Raw genomic sequence first — 15,371 nt, forward strand, 5'->3', positions numbered from 1 at the left:
CATGGCAGCGCAGCGCGATACGATCTGCGCGCTTGCCTCTGGTCCACCGCCTTCGGCAATCGCCATCGTGCGGATTAGTGGACCGTCGGTGCGGGATATCTGCGCGAGCATGTTTGAAGCCGGCCTCCCTGCCCCGCGGCGGAGCGTGTTTGGCCGTTTTCTCGATGTGTCACGTGAAACAATCGATGAGGGCCTTGGCGTATACATGCCTGGGCCTCATTCCTACACGGGCGAAGACACGGCTGAGCTTTATTTGCATGGTGGTGCAGCCGTTATTGATCACGTACTTGATACGTTGTGCGCTTTTCAAGGTGTCCGACTTGCTGAACCCGGTGAGTTCACACGTCGGGCTTTCGAAAATGGACGTCTCGATCTGGTGGAGGCTGAAGGCGTCGCGGATTTGATTGACGCCGAAACTCGCGCGCAGAAAGCGCTTGCGTTGAACCAGCTCGGTGGAAGCCTGTCGCAGGCCTACGAGGGCTGGCGTGCGGGACTTCTCGAAGCGATGGCCCTTCTCGAAGCAAGCATCGATTTTCCAGATGAAGACGACGCGCCGGACGAAAGTACGGGGCCAGTGGCGGTGCTGCTGGGCCGTCTCGTGGAAGAACTTGAAACAGCCATTGACGATGATGAGGTCGGCGAGCGCATCCGCGATGGTTTTCGGGTCGCGATCATCGGACCGCCAAATGCTGGCAAGTCTTCCATCCTGAATCGCTTGGCCCGCCGCGAGGCTGCAATTGTTTCCGATATTCCCGGCACAACACGTGATATAGTCGAAGTCCGGCTGAAGATTGCCGGTCAGGTCGTGTGGCTTGCCGATACGGCGGGCCTCCGCGAAGCCGATGACGCGATTGAGGCAGAAGGTGTTCGCCGAGCTTTAGAGCGAGCGAAGGCGGCCGATTTGCGTATACAGGTCCGCTCTCCCGATACCTCATCCTCATTTGAAAACGCCGGTGCGGACGACATCCGCGTCTATAACAAGGCCGATCTTGAGAGGGGCGAGCAAGGCGCTGGATCGATCGTGCTGTCGGCGTCGACAGGTGTTGGGTTCTCCGTGCTTGAAGACACAATCAGCGAACGAATTACCAAGCTCACATCATCAAAGAGTGCGCCGCTGATTACGAGACGGCGACACCGCGATGCGCTTTCAAACACGCTGTTTCACGTGAAACAGGCGAGATCTAACCTGGAGCACGGGTTTGGCGCCGAAATCGTCTCAGAGGATGTGCGACTCGCGGCGCAGAAACTCGGTGCATTGGTAGGGCGCATCGACGTTGAAGACATTCTTGGAGAAGTTTTCTCCAGCTTCTGTATCGGCAAATGACTCATCCCCCTGTGTTCAGGGGTGAAGATGCGCTATAGGCGCCCATATTCACAGAAATTACCAGAACCAGGGTGCGAGGAGTTATGGCCTCAGCAAATGATTTCGATGTTATCGTCGTAGGCGGCGGACATGCCGGCTGCGAAGCCGCAGCAGCGTCCGCGAGACTAGGTGCCCGCACGGCACTGATCACCCACAAGCGCGCAACGATTGGCGAAATGTCCTGCAATCCAGCGATTGGCGGCCTTGGCAAAGGCCATCTGGTTCGGGAGATCGATGCCCTCGATGGACTGATGGGGCGAATTGCTGACAAGGCTGGCATTCAGTATCGGCTGCTTAACCGATCTAAAGGCCCAGCCGTGTGGGGCCCCAGGGCGCAAATGGACCGGAAGCTCTATCGCGAAGCGATGCAGGCGGAGCTTTCTGACTATCCAAATCTGACGATTGTTGAAGACGGCGTCGAAGACCTGACGACTGAAGCCGGCCATGTGACTGGCGTTGTCGGTCTCTCCGGTAAAAGCTGGAGCGCGGCGGCCGTTGTCATCACCACCGGGACATTCCTGAAAGGCGTCATTCATCGCGGCGAAGAGCGTATTCAGGCTGGCCGCGCCGGTGAGGCGCCCGCGATCGGGCTTTCGGATCGGCTCTATGCGCTTGAGCTTCCAATGGGCAGGCTCAAAACGGGCACCCCTGCCCGGCTGGATGGAAAGACGATCGATTGGGGCCGTCTTGAGACGCAGCCTGCCGACGAAGAGCCAGTTCCGTTTTCGTTTATGAATACGCGGGTCGATGTACCGCAAATCTCCTGCGGTATTACGTACACGAGTGCCCGCACGCATGAAATTATCGCCGAGAACCTCAATAAGTCAGCCGTCTATTCTGGTGCGATCGCTGGCAAAGGACCAAGATATTGTCCGTCAATTGAGGACAAGGTTCACCGCTTCGCCGATAAAGACCGTCATCAGATATTCCTGGAGCCAGAAGGTTTGGACGACGATACCGTCTATCCGAATGGGATATCGACCTCTCTCCCGACCGACGTGCAGGAAAAATTCATCCGGACGATTGAGGGTCTGGAGAATGTCCGTATTATTCAGCCCGGATACGCCATCGAGTATGATTATGTTGATCCGCGTGCCCTGTACCGCAGTCTGGAAGTAAAGGCGCTGAGCGGTCTTTATCTCGCCGGTCAGATCAATGGGACAACGGGCTACGAAGAAGCGGGTGCCCAAGGACTTGTGGCTGGCATGAACGCCGCACGCCATGCTTTTGGCGAACAGGCTGTGCATTTCGACCGGGCTGAGGCGTACATTGGTGTTCTCGTTGATGACCTGACAACGCGCGGTGTAACCGAGCCATATCGGATGTTCACATCCCGTGCAGAATATCGCCTGGCGCTCCGCTCAGACAATGCCGACCAGCGCCTTACGCAGAAGGGTATCGAAATCGGACTTGTATCTGAGTCTAGAAAAGAGATGTTTCACGTGAAACATCTGGCCCTGGAATCCGGTCGCGCTTTGCTCAAATCACTTACGCTGACGCCGAATGAGGCCGCTCAACATGGCTGGAAGGTCAATCAGGATGGTCAGAAGCGTCGAGTCTGGGATTATCTGGCGTACCCAGATATTTCTATTGCGGATATTGAGAACGTTTTCGACGAGGTGTCCGCATTGGATCCAGCCACGAAGACCCAGCTCAGTATCGAAGCGCTGTATGCCGGATATATCGAACGCCAGCAGGCGGATGTGGAGGCCCTGCGCCGGGACGAAGCTTTGGATATACCTGCACGTTTTGACTATGCGACCGTTGGCGGCCTCTCAAACGAGGTTAGGGGCAAGCTGGAGACGGTTCGTCCTTCTACAATCGGCCAGGCGTCGAGGATAGAAGGCGTAACCCCTGGGGCGCTGGTTGCTCTGCTCGCTGCCGTCAAGCGCAGCCAGAAACTGCGTGCGGTAAGCTGATGCAGGGCGAACTAGAAACGGCACTAATCGGCGCCGGTGTTTCACGTGAAACATTGCCGCTGCTGGATGGCTATGTACGCCTTCTGGACGACTGGCGACAGCGTATGAATCTGATCGGTCCGCGTGAGATGGACGCGATCTGGGAGCGTCATGTCCTGGATAGCGCGCAGATGGCGGGTCTCACAAGCGCCGAATGCCGAATCGTAGATCTTGGGTCTGGCGCCGGTTTTCCGGGGCTTGTGCTTGCTTGCGAGGCCAAAACGCGTGGCGGCGACGTGACCATGGTCGAATCGACCGGAAAAAAGTGTGCATTTCTTCAGGCCGTCATTTCTGAACTTCAGCTTCCTGCGAAGGTTGTTCATGCGCGAATAGAAAGCGCGAAGGCAGAACACGTTGATTTCATTACAGCCAGAGCTTTGGCGCCGTTACCAAAGCTTCTCGGTTATGCAAATCCGTGGATGTCGCAAGGCGCGACAGCGCTCTTCTTCAAGGGTGAACGCTGGCAGGAAGAATTGACGGACGCCTCGGATTGCTGGACGTTGAGACATGAAGCGATCCCGAGTCGTACAAGCGAACGAGGGGTCATACTCAAGATCGAGGAGGCGCATCGTGTCTAAGACTGGCACCCGGGTCCTGGCAATTGCAAACCAGAAAGGCGGGGTTGGGAAGACGACGACGTCGATCAATCTGGGCACCGCGCTCGCAGCTGTCGGTCGGCGTGTGCTCGTCGTAGATTTCGACGCGCAGGGAAATGCCTCGACAGGATTAGGGATCAGCCGCGCGGACCGGAAACTGACCAGTTATGATGTGGTCGTTGACGAGATCCCGCTGGAGGATGCCATTCTTCCGACGCTGGTGCCCCGTCTTGAAATTGTTCCGGGCGACGAGAACTTGTCTGGCGTGGAGACGGAGCTAGCCGACAAGGCACGCCGTTCCTACCGACTGCGCGATGCAATCCGAAATCATATAAACAAGTACGAGAACGACGCAGAACAGCGCTATGATTTCGTTCTGATCGACTGCCCGCCTTCCCTGTCCTCGCTCACAATCAACGCAATGACCGCCGCAGATGCCCTTCTGGTCCCGTTGCAGTGCGAGTTTTTGGCACTCGAAGGTCTGAGCCAGCTGTTGAGGACGGTCGAAGTAGTTCGTTCGGGTCTCAACCCGGATCTGGATATACAGGGCATTGTCCTCACCATGTATGACCGCCGCAACAATCTGTCGGACCAAGTTGCCGACGAGGTGCGCGAAGTACTTGGTTCCAAAGTGTACAAGACGGTCATTCCGCGCAACGTACGTTTGTCCGAAGCGCCGAGCTTCGGCAAACCCGCCCTCCTCTATGATTATCGTTGCCCTGGCAGCGAAGCTTATATCCGCCTCGCATCCGAAGTTCTGCAGAGAGAGCGGGCCCGCGCTATGGAGCCAGCCTGATGAGTAGCGAGAAACAGAAACCAAGCCGGCTGGGGCGTGGATTATCCGCGCTTATTGGCGAAGTGGAGGGTTTCTCGGCCGCATCTTCAGGTGAAGAACGCGATGTGGAGACCAAGACGGACGCGTCGACGCTGCGGATCGGTGATATCAGGCCGAACCCTCAGCAGCCTCGCCGATATTTCGCAGAAGCAGATCTCAATGAGCTGTCGGAATCGATCCGTGCAAAGGGTGTACTGCAAGCGATCCTCGTTCGTCCCGATCCAAAGACCGAGGGTAAATATCAGATCGTTGCAGGGGAACGTCGCTGGCGGGCGGCCAAACAGGCAGGCCTGACCGAAATACCAGCGACCATCCGGCAGATGGATGAGCTCGAACTTCTTGAGATCGGTATCATTGAGAACGTGCAGCGCACAGATCTCAACCCGATAGAAGAGGCGGAGGCGTACGGCGCCTTGATGAAGCGTTTTGGGCGCACGCAGGAAGGCCTGGCAGAAAGCGTGGGCAAGAGTCGCGCGCATATCGCTAACACACTGAGATTGTTGAATTTATCCGATGTCGCGCGAGAGCATCTGCGCGAGGGTCGGATCTCTGCCGGTCACGCTCGCGCAGCTCTGGGGGCGCCTGACCCGGATGCCGTCATTGCCATGGCCGTGAACAAGGGTCTCAGCGTTCGCGACGTTGAGAAGCTATCACGCTCTACCAAGGAAAACGGCAGCATTGAAACGGTAGCGGGCCGTGTCCGTCAGGCTGCGAAAGATGTCGACACCGAAGCGCTGGAAGCTGATCTCGCCCGTGCGCTTGGCCTGAGTGTCGATATCCGCCACAAGGGCGATAAAGGCGAAATGCGTATCAAATACAGTGACTTGGAACAGCTGGACGACCTTTGCCGGCGCCTCACTGCGAAACGGTCAGCGACCTGAGCGCGCCGACGCGGACTTCACGATATTGAGCAGCAATAGCCGGAGCGCCGGATCGGCAGCAGCAGCGGAAGTTTTCGCCTGCAGCTCGAGGTCATGAATAGCTGCCAGAAGACGCGTGAGGGAAGCAGACGTCCAGAGGTCGAGCCGGGTGCGAAAAGCCGGCCATTCCGATCCCCATACTGGGGGACGCAAGCGCCTGCCGATATCACCGCCAGTGCCCATAAGCCCCCTCGCCTGCATCAGGCGCCTGATCTCCATCTCAAGAATGCGAAGCACGCTTATTGTGCTGGTCCCGCTTTCAATCACTCGATCATACTCGGCCTGGCAGCGCACCGAATCTCCGTCGAGCGCTGCGTTTGCGAGGTCGCGAACGCTATCATCTGCATCCGTACGACAGATGGCCCGGACATCGGCCACAGAAATCGCCCGGCCGAGATCGCGACCGTAAAGGGAGAGCTTCTCGCTTTCCTGATTGGCGAGACCTCTATGGCCCGGAAGCAGGCTGACGAAATCTTCGAGCGCGTCAGGCTCAATCTGCACATTGAGCGCTGCGAGTTTATCTTCGACGAGCGATTTCAGTGAATCGGCAGTGTCAGCATAGACCTGAACCGCCGCCGCAGTGCTCGATTGCTCGATCGTGGCGCGGAGCTTGGAGCGCTTGTTGAGGCTTCCATTGAGCACGAGAAGACGGTTGGCAAAGCCGCTTCCCATCTGATCGGCCCTTTCGATAAGGTCCAGGATGGGTTTGGAGATCTTTTCCCCGGAGGTGCGGACACGCACAATCTCTATGTCTCCCAACAGGGAGCCGGTTTCTACCTTGTCAGAAAGAAGGTGTGGCTCACGCCTGATTTCGTCATCGTCGAGTACAACCTGTCGGGCATTACCGGCAGCCTTACTCCACCCTGCAGCAATCTGATCGGCCAGATCATTTACCACGCCGTCATCATCGCCGTAAATGAGGGCACACCAGGGGCTGTTGTCTGAACTTTTGAACCGGCTGGAAACCTGACCGCTTTTCAGGATCATCGCGCCGCTTCAAGCTGTAGACGAAGGTCGTCCACAATCTTGCGGGCCAGTTCGCTCATACCGCGCTCCGAAGACTCGGTCTGAGCTGCAACGTCGCCGAAAGGAGACTGCGTTGCCGCAATCGGAATCTGTACCTGAGCATCGCCGCTATAAGCCTCGCCGCTCTGCGTGGTCAGCGTGAATTCTGCGCCGCCTCGCAGGAAAGACCGCGACACGCTGCCATCATTCAGAAGCGTGATGCGTTCAAGCTCTTCCTCGAGACCGACGCGCAATTCGGCGCGTTCATTCAGGCCAGGAAGCCCGATGGCCAGCTCTTTCAGGAGTTCGCGGCGAAGAAGATAACCAGACCGACCATTGATTTCGTCGACCCGGATCAGGCCTTCGCCGACCTGATCGAATGATGCGTCCGCGTAGAGCGGGCGAAAACCACAGCCAGCGAGCATGAGCGCGGCAACGGAAGCGAGGATCAAATTCTTCATGACGCTACGATATTCACGATACGGCCGGGAACCACAATGATTTTCTTTACCTCGACGCCTTCAAGAAAGCTCGCAAGCGCTGGCAGCTGTAGTGCCTGCTTCTCAATGTCTTCCTTGCTCGCATCACGCGCGACTTGAATTTCGGCCCGGCGTTTGCCGTTGACCTGGATCGGCAGCGTTATGGTGTTTTCGACCATGAGCTCTGGATCAGACACTGGCCAGGCAGCGTCGGAAATGAAGCCCTCTTCCCCGAGGGCGTGCCAACATTCCTCAGCCAGGTGAGGCATGAACGGCGTCAGGCATATCGCCAGCATGCGCGCACTTTCATGGCGCGATGCCGACGTTTCCTCACCGGCGCCTTCAGCTTTCTTGAGCGTGTTGACCCAGTCATGGCAGAGCGCAATGGCCGCGTTCAGTCTGAATTCGGTAATCGCCTTGTTGATCTCGGCGGCTGCGCGGTGAGAGAAGCGCAGGAGCGGCGTTGGTTCGGCTTTACCCGACGGCTCTTCCGGGCCGTCGAGGCCATCAAAGATTGACCAGACGCGCTGAACGAAGCGGGCCGCGCCTTCTGCACCAGCCTGAGACCATTCAACATCCCGCTCAGGCGGGCTGTCAGACAGTACGAACCAGCGGGCAACGTCTGCGCCGAAGGACACGATAATCTGATCCGGATCGACGACATTCTTGCGCGACTTCGACATCTTCTCGACGGGGCCAGCCGTAACTGGAAGGCCGCTATCGCGTACGAAAAGGCTGCCATCGCGCCGTTCGATATCGGCGGGTTCAACCCATTTGCCTTCGCTATTCTTGTAGGTCTCGTGCGTGACCATGCCCTGCGTGAATAGCCCAAGGAATGGTTCGCCGTTTGGCAGATCGAGTTCGCCAACATCACGCAGCGCGCGGGATATGAAGCGCGCATAGAGGAGGTGCAGGACAGCGTGCTCGACACCGCCAATATACTGATCGACAGGCATCCAGTAGGCGCGTTCGGTCTTGTCCTTGATCCCGGCGAACCGTGCGAAGTACCAGGACGAATCCACGAAGGTATCAAGCGTGTCGGTTTCCCGCGTGCCCTCCCCGCCGCATTTCGGACAGCTTGTCTTCTTCCAGGTTGGATGGTGCGCGAGCGGGTTGCCCGGCTTGTCGAAGCTCACATCCTCAGGAAGCGTGACTGGAAGATGTGCATCAGGCACTGGAACGGCGCCGCAGCTTTGGCAGTGAATGATCGGGATCGGACAGCCCCAATAGCGTTGGCGTGACACGCCCCAGTCGCGAAGACGGTAATTCGTCGTGCCTTCGCCTAGCCCGAGCGATTCGAGCTTTTCGATCGCGGCTGAGATGGCGGCATCCGTCGATAGGCCATTAAGGAAGTCGGAATTGTAGATCGTACCTGGGCCGGTATAGGCCGTGTCGGTGATCTCATGATCGTCGGCACTTGTGTCTGGCGGCAGGACAACTGGCTGAACTGGCAGGTCGTATTTGCGTGCGAAATCAAGGTCGCGCTGGTCACCGGCCGGAGAGCCAAATATGGCGCCGGTGCCGTAGCCAGACAGCACGAAGTTCGCCGTCCAGACAGGTATCGTCCAACTCGGATCAAACGGGTGCTGGACGCGCAGTCCAAGATCAACACCCAGCTTGGGTGCTTTCTCGATGGCTTCTTCTGACGTACCGATTTTCGCAGCTTCTGCAATAAAGTCGCGGATTTCAGGGCGGTCTTCTGCAAGTGCGCGTGTAATCGGATGGTCAGGTGCCAGCGCAATGAAGCTTGCGCCGTACAGCGTGTCCGGACGGGTCGTGTAGACCTCGATATGCTTTCCGAACTCTGGCGGTTGATCACCATCGATTACCCAGCGGACAGTGGCGCCCTGGGATTTGCCGATCCAGTTGGCCTGCATCAGGCGAACCTTGTCGGGCCAATTCCCCAGGCCATCGAGGCCTTCGAGAAGTTCGTCGGCATAGGCGGTAATGCGGAAGAACCACTGCGTCAGTTCGCGTTGTTCAACCGGTGCGCCGGTGCGCCAGCCCTTGCCGTCGATGACCTGTTCATTCGCGAGGACTGTATTGTCGACAGGGTCCCAGTTGACCTTGCTGGCTTTGCGATAGGCCAGGCCGGCCTCAAGCAGTTTGAGGAACAGGCGCTGCTGTTCGCCGTAATATTCGGTGTCGCAGGTTGCGAATTCGCGGCTCCAGTCCAGCGTCAGGCCAAGCTTCTGAAGTTGCGCGCGCATGGTCGCAATATTCTGATACGTCCACTCACCCGGATGAACATTGCGCTCAATGGCGGCGTTCTCTGCCGGCAGGCCGAACGCGTCCCAGCCCATCGGATGGAGCACATTGTGCCCAAGCGCACGGCGATGGCGCGCAACGACGTCGCCCATGGCATAGTTGCGGACATGGCCCATATGCAGCTTGCCAGAAGGATAGGGAAACATCTCAAGGACGTAGGACTTGTCCTGTCCTTTCGCCTCATCCGGCGTTTTTGTCTTGAAAATACCGGCGTCTGCCCAGGCCTTACGCCACTTGGCTTCCGCAGCTTGCGGATCATAGCGAGACGTCACGGCGTCCCTCCTGCAATTATGTAAGCTGGCTTGTCGCGCCTAGCTGAGTTCTGAAGATTTGAGAACGCGCGCACGCGTCAGGATGGCGTTCTCAAGCTGGACACTTGTGGCTTGATCCACAGGGGCGTCCGTCCACTGGCCGTTGTCCTGAACCTGGCGGAAGACGGAGACTTTCACGCCGTCGGCCCGTAGCCGCGAGTCCAGAATGTAGACAGTTGCGCGGATGCGCTCACCCTCAGCGTCCGGATAGGACTTCCAGTCATAGTTGATGATGCCGCCAACCGGGTCAGCCGTGGTCAGAGGCAGCGTGTTCAACGTATCGAGGCTGGCGCGCCAGAGGTAAGGATTGACCCCGCCTTCGAAGCTTTCGGCAACGCTGATATTCTGAGCGCCGCTATTGCCCGAGAACAGGCAGCCTGAGAGAGCGAACACCCCGGTGAGAGCAGCGGCGATCATTGTGGAAGCGTTCATTACGAATATCCTGTCGGCAATATCTTCTTCACGAACCGCTCTGTATATCATCTGGGACCCGTCGGGCCAGTGCTGATATGTGCTCGGCGAGAAGCAATCGATTGGACGCCCTCCCGATGAGATCAGCCCTGCTCCTCTCTGCCGCGATATTCATTGCGGCGCTAATGCCGCAAGCATTCGCCCTGCCCCTCGATATCGAGAGCGATTTCGAGGCAGCAACCGTCGTGTCGCTGCTTGATGACAAGCGCGCCGACAGCGAAGCAGTCCTCTACGAAATAAGCCTTGATACCGAAGCCGAGACCATTCTCCGGAACGGGACCGAGCTTGGCGCCCGCATAACGCTGCGCGGCCAGAGGGACCATCCGCTGCGCCCCGGCTTCGCTGGAGATTTCGGTACGGGTTCGGCGCTTGCCGGCGCTTACAGCGGACTTTCCGGAGGGTTCGACAGCGCTGAGACGGGAGCGCGAGGACGGGTTGAGGCAGCTTATCTCCGGGCTGATGGGGGCTATGGTGAACTCCGGATCGGTAAGGATCGGGGTGTTGCCGCCAGATTCTTTGAGGGGGCGCCGAGCGCACTCACTTATTCCGCCGTGGCAAACCCATATCTCGATCCGACAGGGCTCAAGATAAACCGAACCAATCATGATGTGACCGGACCGTCCGCAAAGCTCAGCTATGCCAGCCCGCGCATTCTGGGCCTTCGGGCAGGCCTTTCATTCACGCCTGAGGGCGATGGACAGAACCTTGACCGCAGCCTGTCGGACGCCACCGGCCAGCCCGGACTAGGAAATGTCGTTGAGGCCGCTGCAAACCTGTCGCGCACGCTTCGCGCCTCGGGCATCCGGATCGAGGCCTCGCTTGCCTGGTCTGCTGCCGAGCCGGATGATGTCGCCGGACTGACCCGTGACCGGATGGAAACATGGTCACTGGGCGCGAACATCGAGCGCGACGACACCGAATTCGGCATCTCTTTGCTGCAAAGCGATAATGGCTTCAGCGGCGGCGATTATTCGGCCTGGGAAGCAGGTCTAGCCCATGACTTTGGCGAGACGCGCGTATCGCTGAACTATGGCGAGGCCGATGACGATCTCGCACGGCTTTCTTCGGAGGGCGTGAGTATAGCGGCGAAGAGGGAACTTTCAGACGGTTTCGACGTAGCCCTTTCATATCAACATGAACGTCTGAGCACGTCCGGCAGCAACCGCACAAGCAAGGGCGTTGTGGTAGAAATCACACTCCAGGCCGATTTTTTCGAAATGAGCAGGAATTAATGTTCAATTTGCGCGCTCCTTTGATTAAGTAGCGGCGTAACAAAGGTGGCAAATGAATTATTCTGTAGCAGCTCTTGCAGCACTCGGCGTTTTCGCGGCCCTTCCGGCCACGGCGCAGTCTGAGGCTATTGAGCTGTCGCCGCCGACCGTTTCCGAGACCGAGAAAGCCCAGCCGGACTGGTACCGCCAGTTCACGCTGAGCTCACCATCAGACGCAACGCCGATCTGGCAAGGCGCGCCCAGCAAGGAAGTTCGCCTTGCCTGGATCAAGGGTGATCGCTGGCAGTTGAGCGTAGACATGACTTCACGGCCCGACGGTTCGCCGCTCGCGCGTGAGGAAATGCGTGCAGGCGCAGAATTCCGGATCACGCCCCGCATTAGCGTTGGCGGTGAGCTGACCCTCGGTGCAACGGAGCTTGATGAGCTTCAGCAGCTGCAGAATGAGACCATTGAGACGGGTATCCGCCTTCGGTCTGCTTTCAAGTTCTAGCTTTTACAGAAGCGCCTCAAACGCCGAAACGCTTGCAAAGCCGCCGAACAGGGCGGCTTTTTCTGCATTTGCTGACGTAATTCCACCGAGCGCGTAGAGCGGGACCGGTGACCTCGCTGCCGCCGCGGCAAAGCGGGAGAGCCCGATCGGATGTCCGGCACTCGGACTGACTGATGGAAAAACGGTCGAATAGATGAGCGCGTTGACAGGGTAAGCCCGTGCTGCGCGCAGCTCGGTGGATGAGTGGACGCTCAGTGTGTGGAGCAGCCCGGGGTCGGGCTTCATGCGGCGAAGATCACCCCGCAGCCGGAAAGGCCAGTGAACACCATCCGCGCCGGTTTCGAACGCGAGGTCTGGATCGGCCCCGATCAGAACAATCCGCCCTGCTATCTGGCAGTCACTGACGATATCGAAGGCCTGCTGCATCGCATCTGCCTGGCCGAAGTGCCGGATGATGACGCCGATGCCGTCAGGTAGCCGGGCGATGACGGCACGCGCATCACTTATGCGTGCCGGATCCGTCACAAAGAAACCGCCGGGAAGCAGCGGGCCGGTATGCGCCTGCGCAAGGTGCGCGGCGTTTCGGAACTTGCGGGAGGCGGCTGCGGCGTGCTTCATCCCTGCATGCCTAGCACTGACCTTTCCAACGACATAGCCGCCGGCCGGGACGAGATCCTGAAACAGCTCGCCGCAGCGGCGGACAAGCCCGTCGAACTTGTCGCCGTTTCCAAGAAACAACCGGATGAGCGCCTGCAGGCCGCACTTGATTGCGGGCAGCGGGTGTTCGGCGAAAACCGGGTGCAGGAGGCGCAGGACCACTGGCAGCACAGGCGGGACATTGAAGGTCTCTCCCTGCACATGATCGGTCCGCTTCAGAGCAACAAATCAGAAGATGCCGTCGCCCTGTTCGATGTGATCCAGACTGTCGACCGCAAGAAGATCGTACGCACGCTGACAGCGGCGGCAGAAAAGCTGAACCGGTTTCCGGATCTGCTGATCCAGGTAAATACAGGGGAGGAAGAGCAGAAGTCCGGCGTCCTTCCGGCCGACCTCGAAGAACTGATAGACTATACGCGACAGACCTATCCGGGTGAGCTTAAGGGGCTGATGGCGATCCCGCCTGTGGAAGAGCCTGCGGGTCCGCATTTTGCACTTCTGAAGAAGCTTGCCGACCGGGCGGGCCTGCCCTGGGTGTCGATGGGAATGAGCGCTGACTATGAGCTTGGCGCAAAGCTCGGCGCGACGCATGTCCGGGTCGGTAGTGCCTTCTTTGGAGAGCGCTACACCGGCTAGCTTGCGCGCAGGATCTCGATTTCTGCGTCCCTGTCACAATGGGACAGCAGATCCTTGAGATCGTCCAGGGCAAGCGCGATACAACCTTCGGTCGGTGAATAGTCCGGCTTCGCGATATGCATGAAAATGGCGCTGCCTTTGCCGGGAACGACCGGGTCGGTGTTATGGCTGAGCTGGACGACGATATCGTAGAGATCATCCTCACGCCACATGACTTCGTGGCTTGCGGGATAAGGCCGTTTAACGGCGCAGTTATAGAGCGGGTCGCCCGGCTCATCGCACCAGCCATCGTCTGGGTGAAGCGGTGTTATTGGCAGCGCAGTCTTTGGCCGATCAAACTTGTCGGCGCGCCAGAAGACACGCTTGATCTTCCAGAGGCCGATGGGCGAGGCGCCGTCACCTTCAGTCTTTTTACCGGCGTCCACCATGCCACCTTTCCCGATCGCGCACTGGAAGGTCAGGCCCTGGCCGATAATTTTCCTGTCGGGGGTCACCCGGAAACGTGTCGGCATCTGGCCGCTCCCAAAATCGTGATCATCTAGTTATTCGACGGCGAGTCGGTGTTATGTGTATCGCGTCCCGCCAACAGCCAGCAACCCGGCATCGCTCTACATGATCAGCACAAAGACACTTCTTCTCGTCGATGATGATGACGAACTTCGCAGCGCTCTCGCAGAACAGTTCAATCTGCATGACGGCTTCGAGGCGATGGAGGCAGCCAATGCGTCCGAGGCCCTGAAGCTGATTGAGACGCAGCGGTTTGACCTCGTCCTCCTCGATGTAGACATGCCGGACATGGACGGGCGCGAAGCCTGCAAACTGATGCGCCAACGGGGCCTTCGTGCGCCTGTCGTGATGCTGACGGGGCAGGATAGCGACGCCGACACCATCCTTGGGCTGGAATCCGGCGCGAACGATTATGTCACCAAGCCTTTCCGGTTCTCGGTCCTGCTTGCCCGTGTGCGCGCACACCTTCGAAGCTTTGAGCAGAGCGAAGACGCAACCTTCACGCTCGGCCCATACGAGTTCCAGCCGGCGATGAAGCTGCTTGTCACGTCAAGCGACCAGAAGGTGCGGCTGACCGAAAAGGAAACGAACATCCTCAAATACCTCTACAGAGCGGGCGGCAAGGCTGTTGCCCGCGAGGAACTGCTCGCTGAGGTCTGGGGATACAACGCAGCCGTGACGACCCATACGCTGGAGACGCATGTCTACCGGCTGCGCCAGAAGATTGAGCCAGATCCGGCGAATGCCCGCATCCTGATTACCGAAGCTGGCGGATACAGGCTGCAGGCAGGCTAGGCGCGCAGCCTAGACATGGAATGTCGTGCTGACAGGCGCGTGATCGGACGGTTTCCATCCGCCGCGCCAGCCAAGATGAATGCTGTAAGTCTTCAGATCGGCCCCGGCCATGGCGGCATCGTTGCCCCAGATATGATCAAGGCGCCGGCCGCGGTTTGAGGCCGCCCAGTCCTTCGCCCGGTACGACCACCAGGTGTAGAGCTTCTGATCATCGGCATGATGGGCGCGCGCGATATCGGTGAACCCGCCTGCCTTGCGCGCTTTGTCGAGTGCCTCGGTCTCAACCGGCGTGTGCGAAACGATTTTCAGTAGCTGCTTGTGCGACCAGACATCATTTTCGTGCGGGGCGACATTGAGATCACCGACGAGAATGTGAGGTTCTGAGGCCTGCGCCGACGACGCAAAGTCGCGTGCCATGCATTCGAGGAAGTCCAGCTTGTGAGCGAACTTGTCATTCTTGACCGGGTCTGGCTCATCGCCGCCTGCGGGCAGGTAGATATTATGGATCAGCGCGCCCTTGATGCTCGCGGTTTGCACGCGGGCGTGGCCTTCGCGGCAGAGCGGATGCGCCTCGACCGGCTCAATCGGGTGACGCGAAACAATCGCGACGCCATGATGGCCGCCTGACTGGCCGAAGATCTGAAAATGATCATAGCCGATCTCGCGGAAGGCTTTCTGCGGGAACTGGTCGGTCTGGCACTTGATCTCCTGCAGGCAGAGAACGTCAGAGCTTTCCTCTTTCAGGAAAGCCTGCACGTTCGGTGCCCGCAAGCGGATCGAGTTGATGTTCCAGGTGGTGATTTTGAGTGGCTGCGCGGGCATCCGCTCGCCTTAGCCGCGTGGTCCTG

General features: G+C 58.6%; 16 protein-coding genes. 9 read left to right on the forward strand and 7 right to left on the reverse strand.

Features of this window, described 5'->3' with window-relative positions; genetic code table 11:
* Window position 1 precedes the first annotated feature (1 nt).
* The 5 genes from mnmE to O4G74_RS02945 all read left to right on the forward strand — a co-directional run bounded on the left by mnmE (window position 2) and on the right by O4G74_RS02945 (window position 5,633).
* A complete protein-coding gene (mnmE, locus tag O4G74_RS02925; RefSeq protein ID WP_269401167.1) occupies window positions 2-1,324 on the forward strand; it encodes a tRNA uridine-5-carboxymethylaminomethyl(34) synthesis GTPase MnmE in 1,323 nt (440 codons plus the stop codon).
* Window positions 1,325-1,407: 83 nt separating this feature from the next.
* On the forward strand, window positions 1,408-3,282 hold the full coding sequence (gene mnmG / locus O4G74_RS02930; RefSeq protein ID WP_269401168.1) for a tRNA uridine-5-carboxymethylaminomethyl(34) synthesis enzyme MnmG: 1,875 nt from the start codon (window positions 1,408-1,410) through the stop codon (window positions 3,280-3,282).
* Entirely contained in the window at window positions 3,282-3,899 is a 618-nt protein-coding gene (gene rsmG / locus O4G74_RS02935) for a 16S rRNA (guanine(527)-N(7))-methyltransferase RsmG (protein ID WP_269401169.1), read from the forward strand. Before mnmG ends, rsmG begins: the two co-directional genes overlap by 1 nt.
* Window positions 3,892-4,713: a ParA family protein gene (locus O4G74_RS02940; protein ID WP_269401170.1), complete on the forward strand. Its 822-nt coding sequence runs from the start codon at window positions 3,892-3,894 to the stop codon at window positions 4,711-4,713. Before rsmG ends, O4G74_RS02940 begins: the two co-directional genes overlap by 8 nt.
* Window positions 4,713-5,633, forward strand: a complete 921-nt coding sequence (locus O4G74_RS02945; protein ID WP_269401171.1) for a ParB/RepB/Spo0J family partition protein — start codon at window positions 4,713-4,715, stop codon at window positions 5,631-5,633. Before O4G74_RS02940 ends, O4G74_RS02945 begins: the two co-directional genes overlap by 1 nt.
* Here O4G74_RS02945 and holA read toward each other — a convergent pair.
* From holA to O4G74_RS02965, 4 genes are read right to left on the reverse strand one after another with little or no spacing between them, the layout of a single operon-like run.
* Entirely contained in the window at window positions 5,622-6,659 is a 1,038-nt protein-coding gene (gene holA, locus O4G74_RS02950; protein ID WP_269401172.1) for a DNA polymerase III subunit delta, read from the reverse strand. The genes O4G74_RS02945 and holA overlap by 12 nt on opposite strands.
* The gene (gene lptE / locus O4G74_RS02955) at window positions 6,656-7,138 is read right to left on the reverse strand and encodes an LPS assembly lipoprotein LptE (RefSeq protein WP_269401173.1); all 483 of its coding nucleotides are present in this window, start codon (window positions 7,136-7,138) and stop codon (window positions 6,656-6,658) included. The genes holA and lptE overlap by 4 nt, the downstream gene beginning before the upstream one ends.
* Window positions 7,135-9,696, reverse strand: coding sequence for a leucine--tRNA ligase (gene leuS, locus O4G74_RS02960; RefSeq protein WP_269401174.1), 2,562 nt, complete (start codon window positions 9,694-9,696; stop codon window positions 7,135-7,137). Before leuS ends, lptE begins: the two co-directional genes overlap by 4 nt.
* Before the next feature lie 39 nt (window positions 9,697-9,735).
* Complete coding sequence (locus O4G74_RS02965; protein WP_269401175.1) at window positions 9,736-10,167, reverse strand: DUF3576 domain-containing protein; 432 nt, start codon at window positions 10,165-10,167, stop codon at window positions 9,736-9,738.
* Between the two features lie 116 nt (window positions 10,168-10,283).
* Here O4G74_RS02965 and O4G74_RS02970 point away from each other — a divergent pair, with 116 nt between their 5' ends.
* A complete protein-coding gene (locus tag O4G74_RS02970) occupies window positions 10,284-11,438 on the forward strand; it encodes a porin (protein WP_269401176.1) in 1,155 nt (384 codons plus the stop codon).
* A gap of 52 nt (window positions 11,439-11,490) precedes the next feature.
* Window positions 11,491-11,928 (forward strand): NtrZ family periplasmic regulatory protein, encoded by a 438-nt coding sequence (locus O4G74_RS02975; protein WP_269401177.1) that lies wholly within the window; start codon window positions 11,491-11,493, stop codon window positions 11,926-11,928.
* A gap of 3 nt (window positions 11,929-11,931) precedes the next feature.
* Here the strand turns inward: O4G74_RS02975 and O4G74_RS02980 are convergent, their stop codons facing one another.
* The gene (locus tag O4G74_RS02980) at window positions 11,932-12,546 is read right to left on the reverse strand and encodes a thiamine phosphate synthase (RefSeq protein ID WP_269401178.1); all 615 of its coding nucleotides are present in this window, start codon (window positions 12,544-12,546) and stop codon (window positions 11,932-11,934) included.
* Window positions 12,547-12,552: 6 nt separating this feature from the next.
* Between O4G74_RS02980 and O4G74_RS02985 the strand changes: the two genes are divergently transcribed.
* Window positions 12,553-13,221 (forward strand): YggS family pyridoxal phosphate-dependent enzyme, encoded by a 669-nt coding sequence (locus O4G74_RS02985; RefSeq protein ID WP_269401179.1) that lies wholly within the window; start codon window positions 12,553-12,555, stop codon window positions 13,219-13,221.
* On the opposite strand, the gene O4G74_RS02990 is transcribed toward O4G74_RS02985, so the two are convergent.
* Window positions 13,218-13,733 (reverse strand): L,D-transpeptidase family protein, encoded by a 516-nt coding sequence (locus O4G74_RS02990; protein ID WP_269401180.1) that lies wholly within the window; start codon window positions 13,731-13,733, stop codon window positions 13,218-13,220. The genes O4G74_RS02985 and O4G74_RS02990 overlap by 4 nt on opposite strands.
* Before the next feature lie 100 nt (window positions 13,734-13,833).
* Between O4G74_RS02990 and O4G74_RS02995 the strand changes: the two genes are divergently transcribed.
* Window positions 13,834-14,523, forward strand: coding sequence for a response regulator transcription factor (locus O4G74_RS02995; RefSeq protein ID WP_269401181.1), 690 nt, complete (start codon window positions 13,834-13,836; stop codon window positions 14,521-14,523).
* Window positions 14,524-14,532: 9 nt separating this feature from the next.
* Here O4G74_RS02995 and O4G74_RS03000 read toward each other — a convergent pair whose 3' ends face one another.
* Entirely contained in the window at window positions 14,533-15,345 is an 813-nt protein-coding gene (locus O4G74_RS03000) for an exodeoxyribonuclease III (RefSeq protein ID WP_269401182.1), read from the reverse strand.
* Between the last annotated feature and the right edge of the window lie 26 nt (window positions 15,346-15,371).

The organism is Henriciella marina (assembly GCF_027213945.1).
In the GTDB taxonomy this organism is placed as follows: domain Bacteria; phylum Pseudomonadota; class Alphaproteobacteria; order Caulobacterales; family Hyphomonadaceae; genus Henriciella; species Henriciella marina_A.

Excerpts from the sequence above, each read along its gene's own strand:
- O4G74_RS02990 (WP_269401180.1), bottom strand. The coding sequence starts at position 13,733 with ATGCCGACACGTTTCCGGGTGACCCCCGACAGGAAAATTATCGGCCAG.
- mnmE (WP_269401167.1), top strand. The coding sequence starts at position 2 with ATGGCAGCGCAGCGCGATACGATCTGCGCGCTTGCCTCTGGTCCACCG.
- lptE (WP_269401173.1), bottom strand. The coding sequence starts at position 7,138 with ATGAAGAATTTGATCCTCGCTTCCGTTGCCGCGCTCATGCTCGCTGGC.
- O4G74_RS02975 (WP_269401177.1), top strand. The coding sequence starts at position 11,491 with ATGAATTATTCTGTAGCAGCTCTTGCAGCACTCGGCGTTTTCGCGGCC.
- O4G74_RS02970 (WP_269401176.1), top strand. The coding sequence starts at position 10,284 with ATGAGATCAGCCCTGCTCCTCTCTGCCGCGATATTCATTGCGGCGCTA.
- rsmG (WP_269401169.1), top strand. The coding sequence starts at position 3,282 with ATGCAGGGCGAACTAGAAACGGCACTAATCGGCGCCGGTGTTTCACGT.
- O4G74_RS02965 (WP_269401175.1), bottom strand. The coding sequence starts at position 10,167 with ATGAACGCTTCCACAATGATCGCCGCTGCTCTCACCGGGGTGTTCGCT.
- O4G74_RS02980 (WP_269401178.1), bottom strand. The coding sequence starts at position 12,546 with ATGAAGCACGCCGCAGCCGCCTCCCGCAAGTTCCGAAACGCCGCGCAC.
- O4G74_RS02945 (WP_269401171.1), top strand. The coding sequence starts at position 4,713 with ATGAGTAGCGAGAAACAGAAACCAAGCCGGCTGGGGCGTGGATTATCC.
- O4G74_RS02985 (WP_269401179.1), top strand. The coding sequence starts at position 12,553 with ATGCCTAGCACTGACCTTTCCAACGACATAGCCGCCGGCCGGGACGAG.
- mnmG (WP_269401168.1), top strand. The coding sequence starts at position 1,408 with ATGGCCTCAGCAAATGATTTCGATGTTATCGTCGTAGGCGGCGGACAT.
- O4G74_RS03000 (WP_269401182.1), bottom strand. The coding sequence starts at position 15,345 with ATGCCCGCGCAGCCACTCAAAATCACCACCTGGAACATCAACTCGATC.
- holA (WP_269401172.1), bottom strand. The coding sequence starts at position 6,659 with ATGATCCTGAAAAGCGGTCAGGTTTCCAGCCGGTTCAAAAGTTCAGAC.
- O4G74_RS02995 (WP_269401181.1), top strand. The coding sequence starts at position 13,834 with ATGATCAGCACAAAGACACTTCTTCTCGTCGATGATGATGACGAACTT.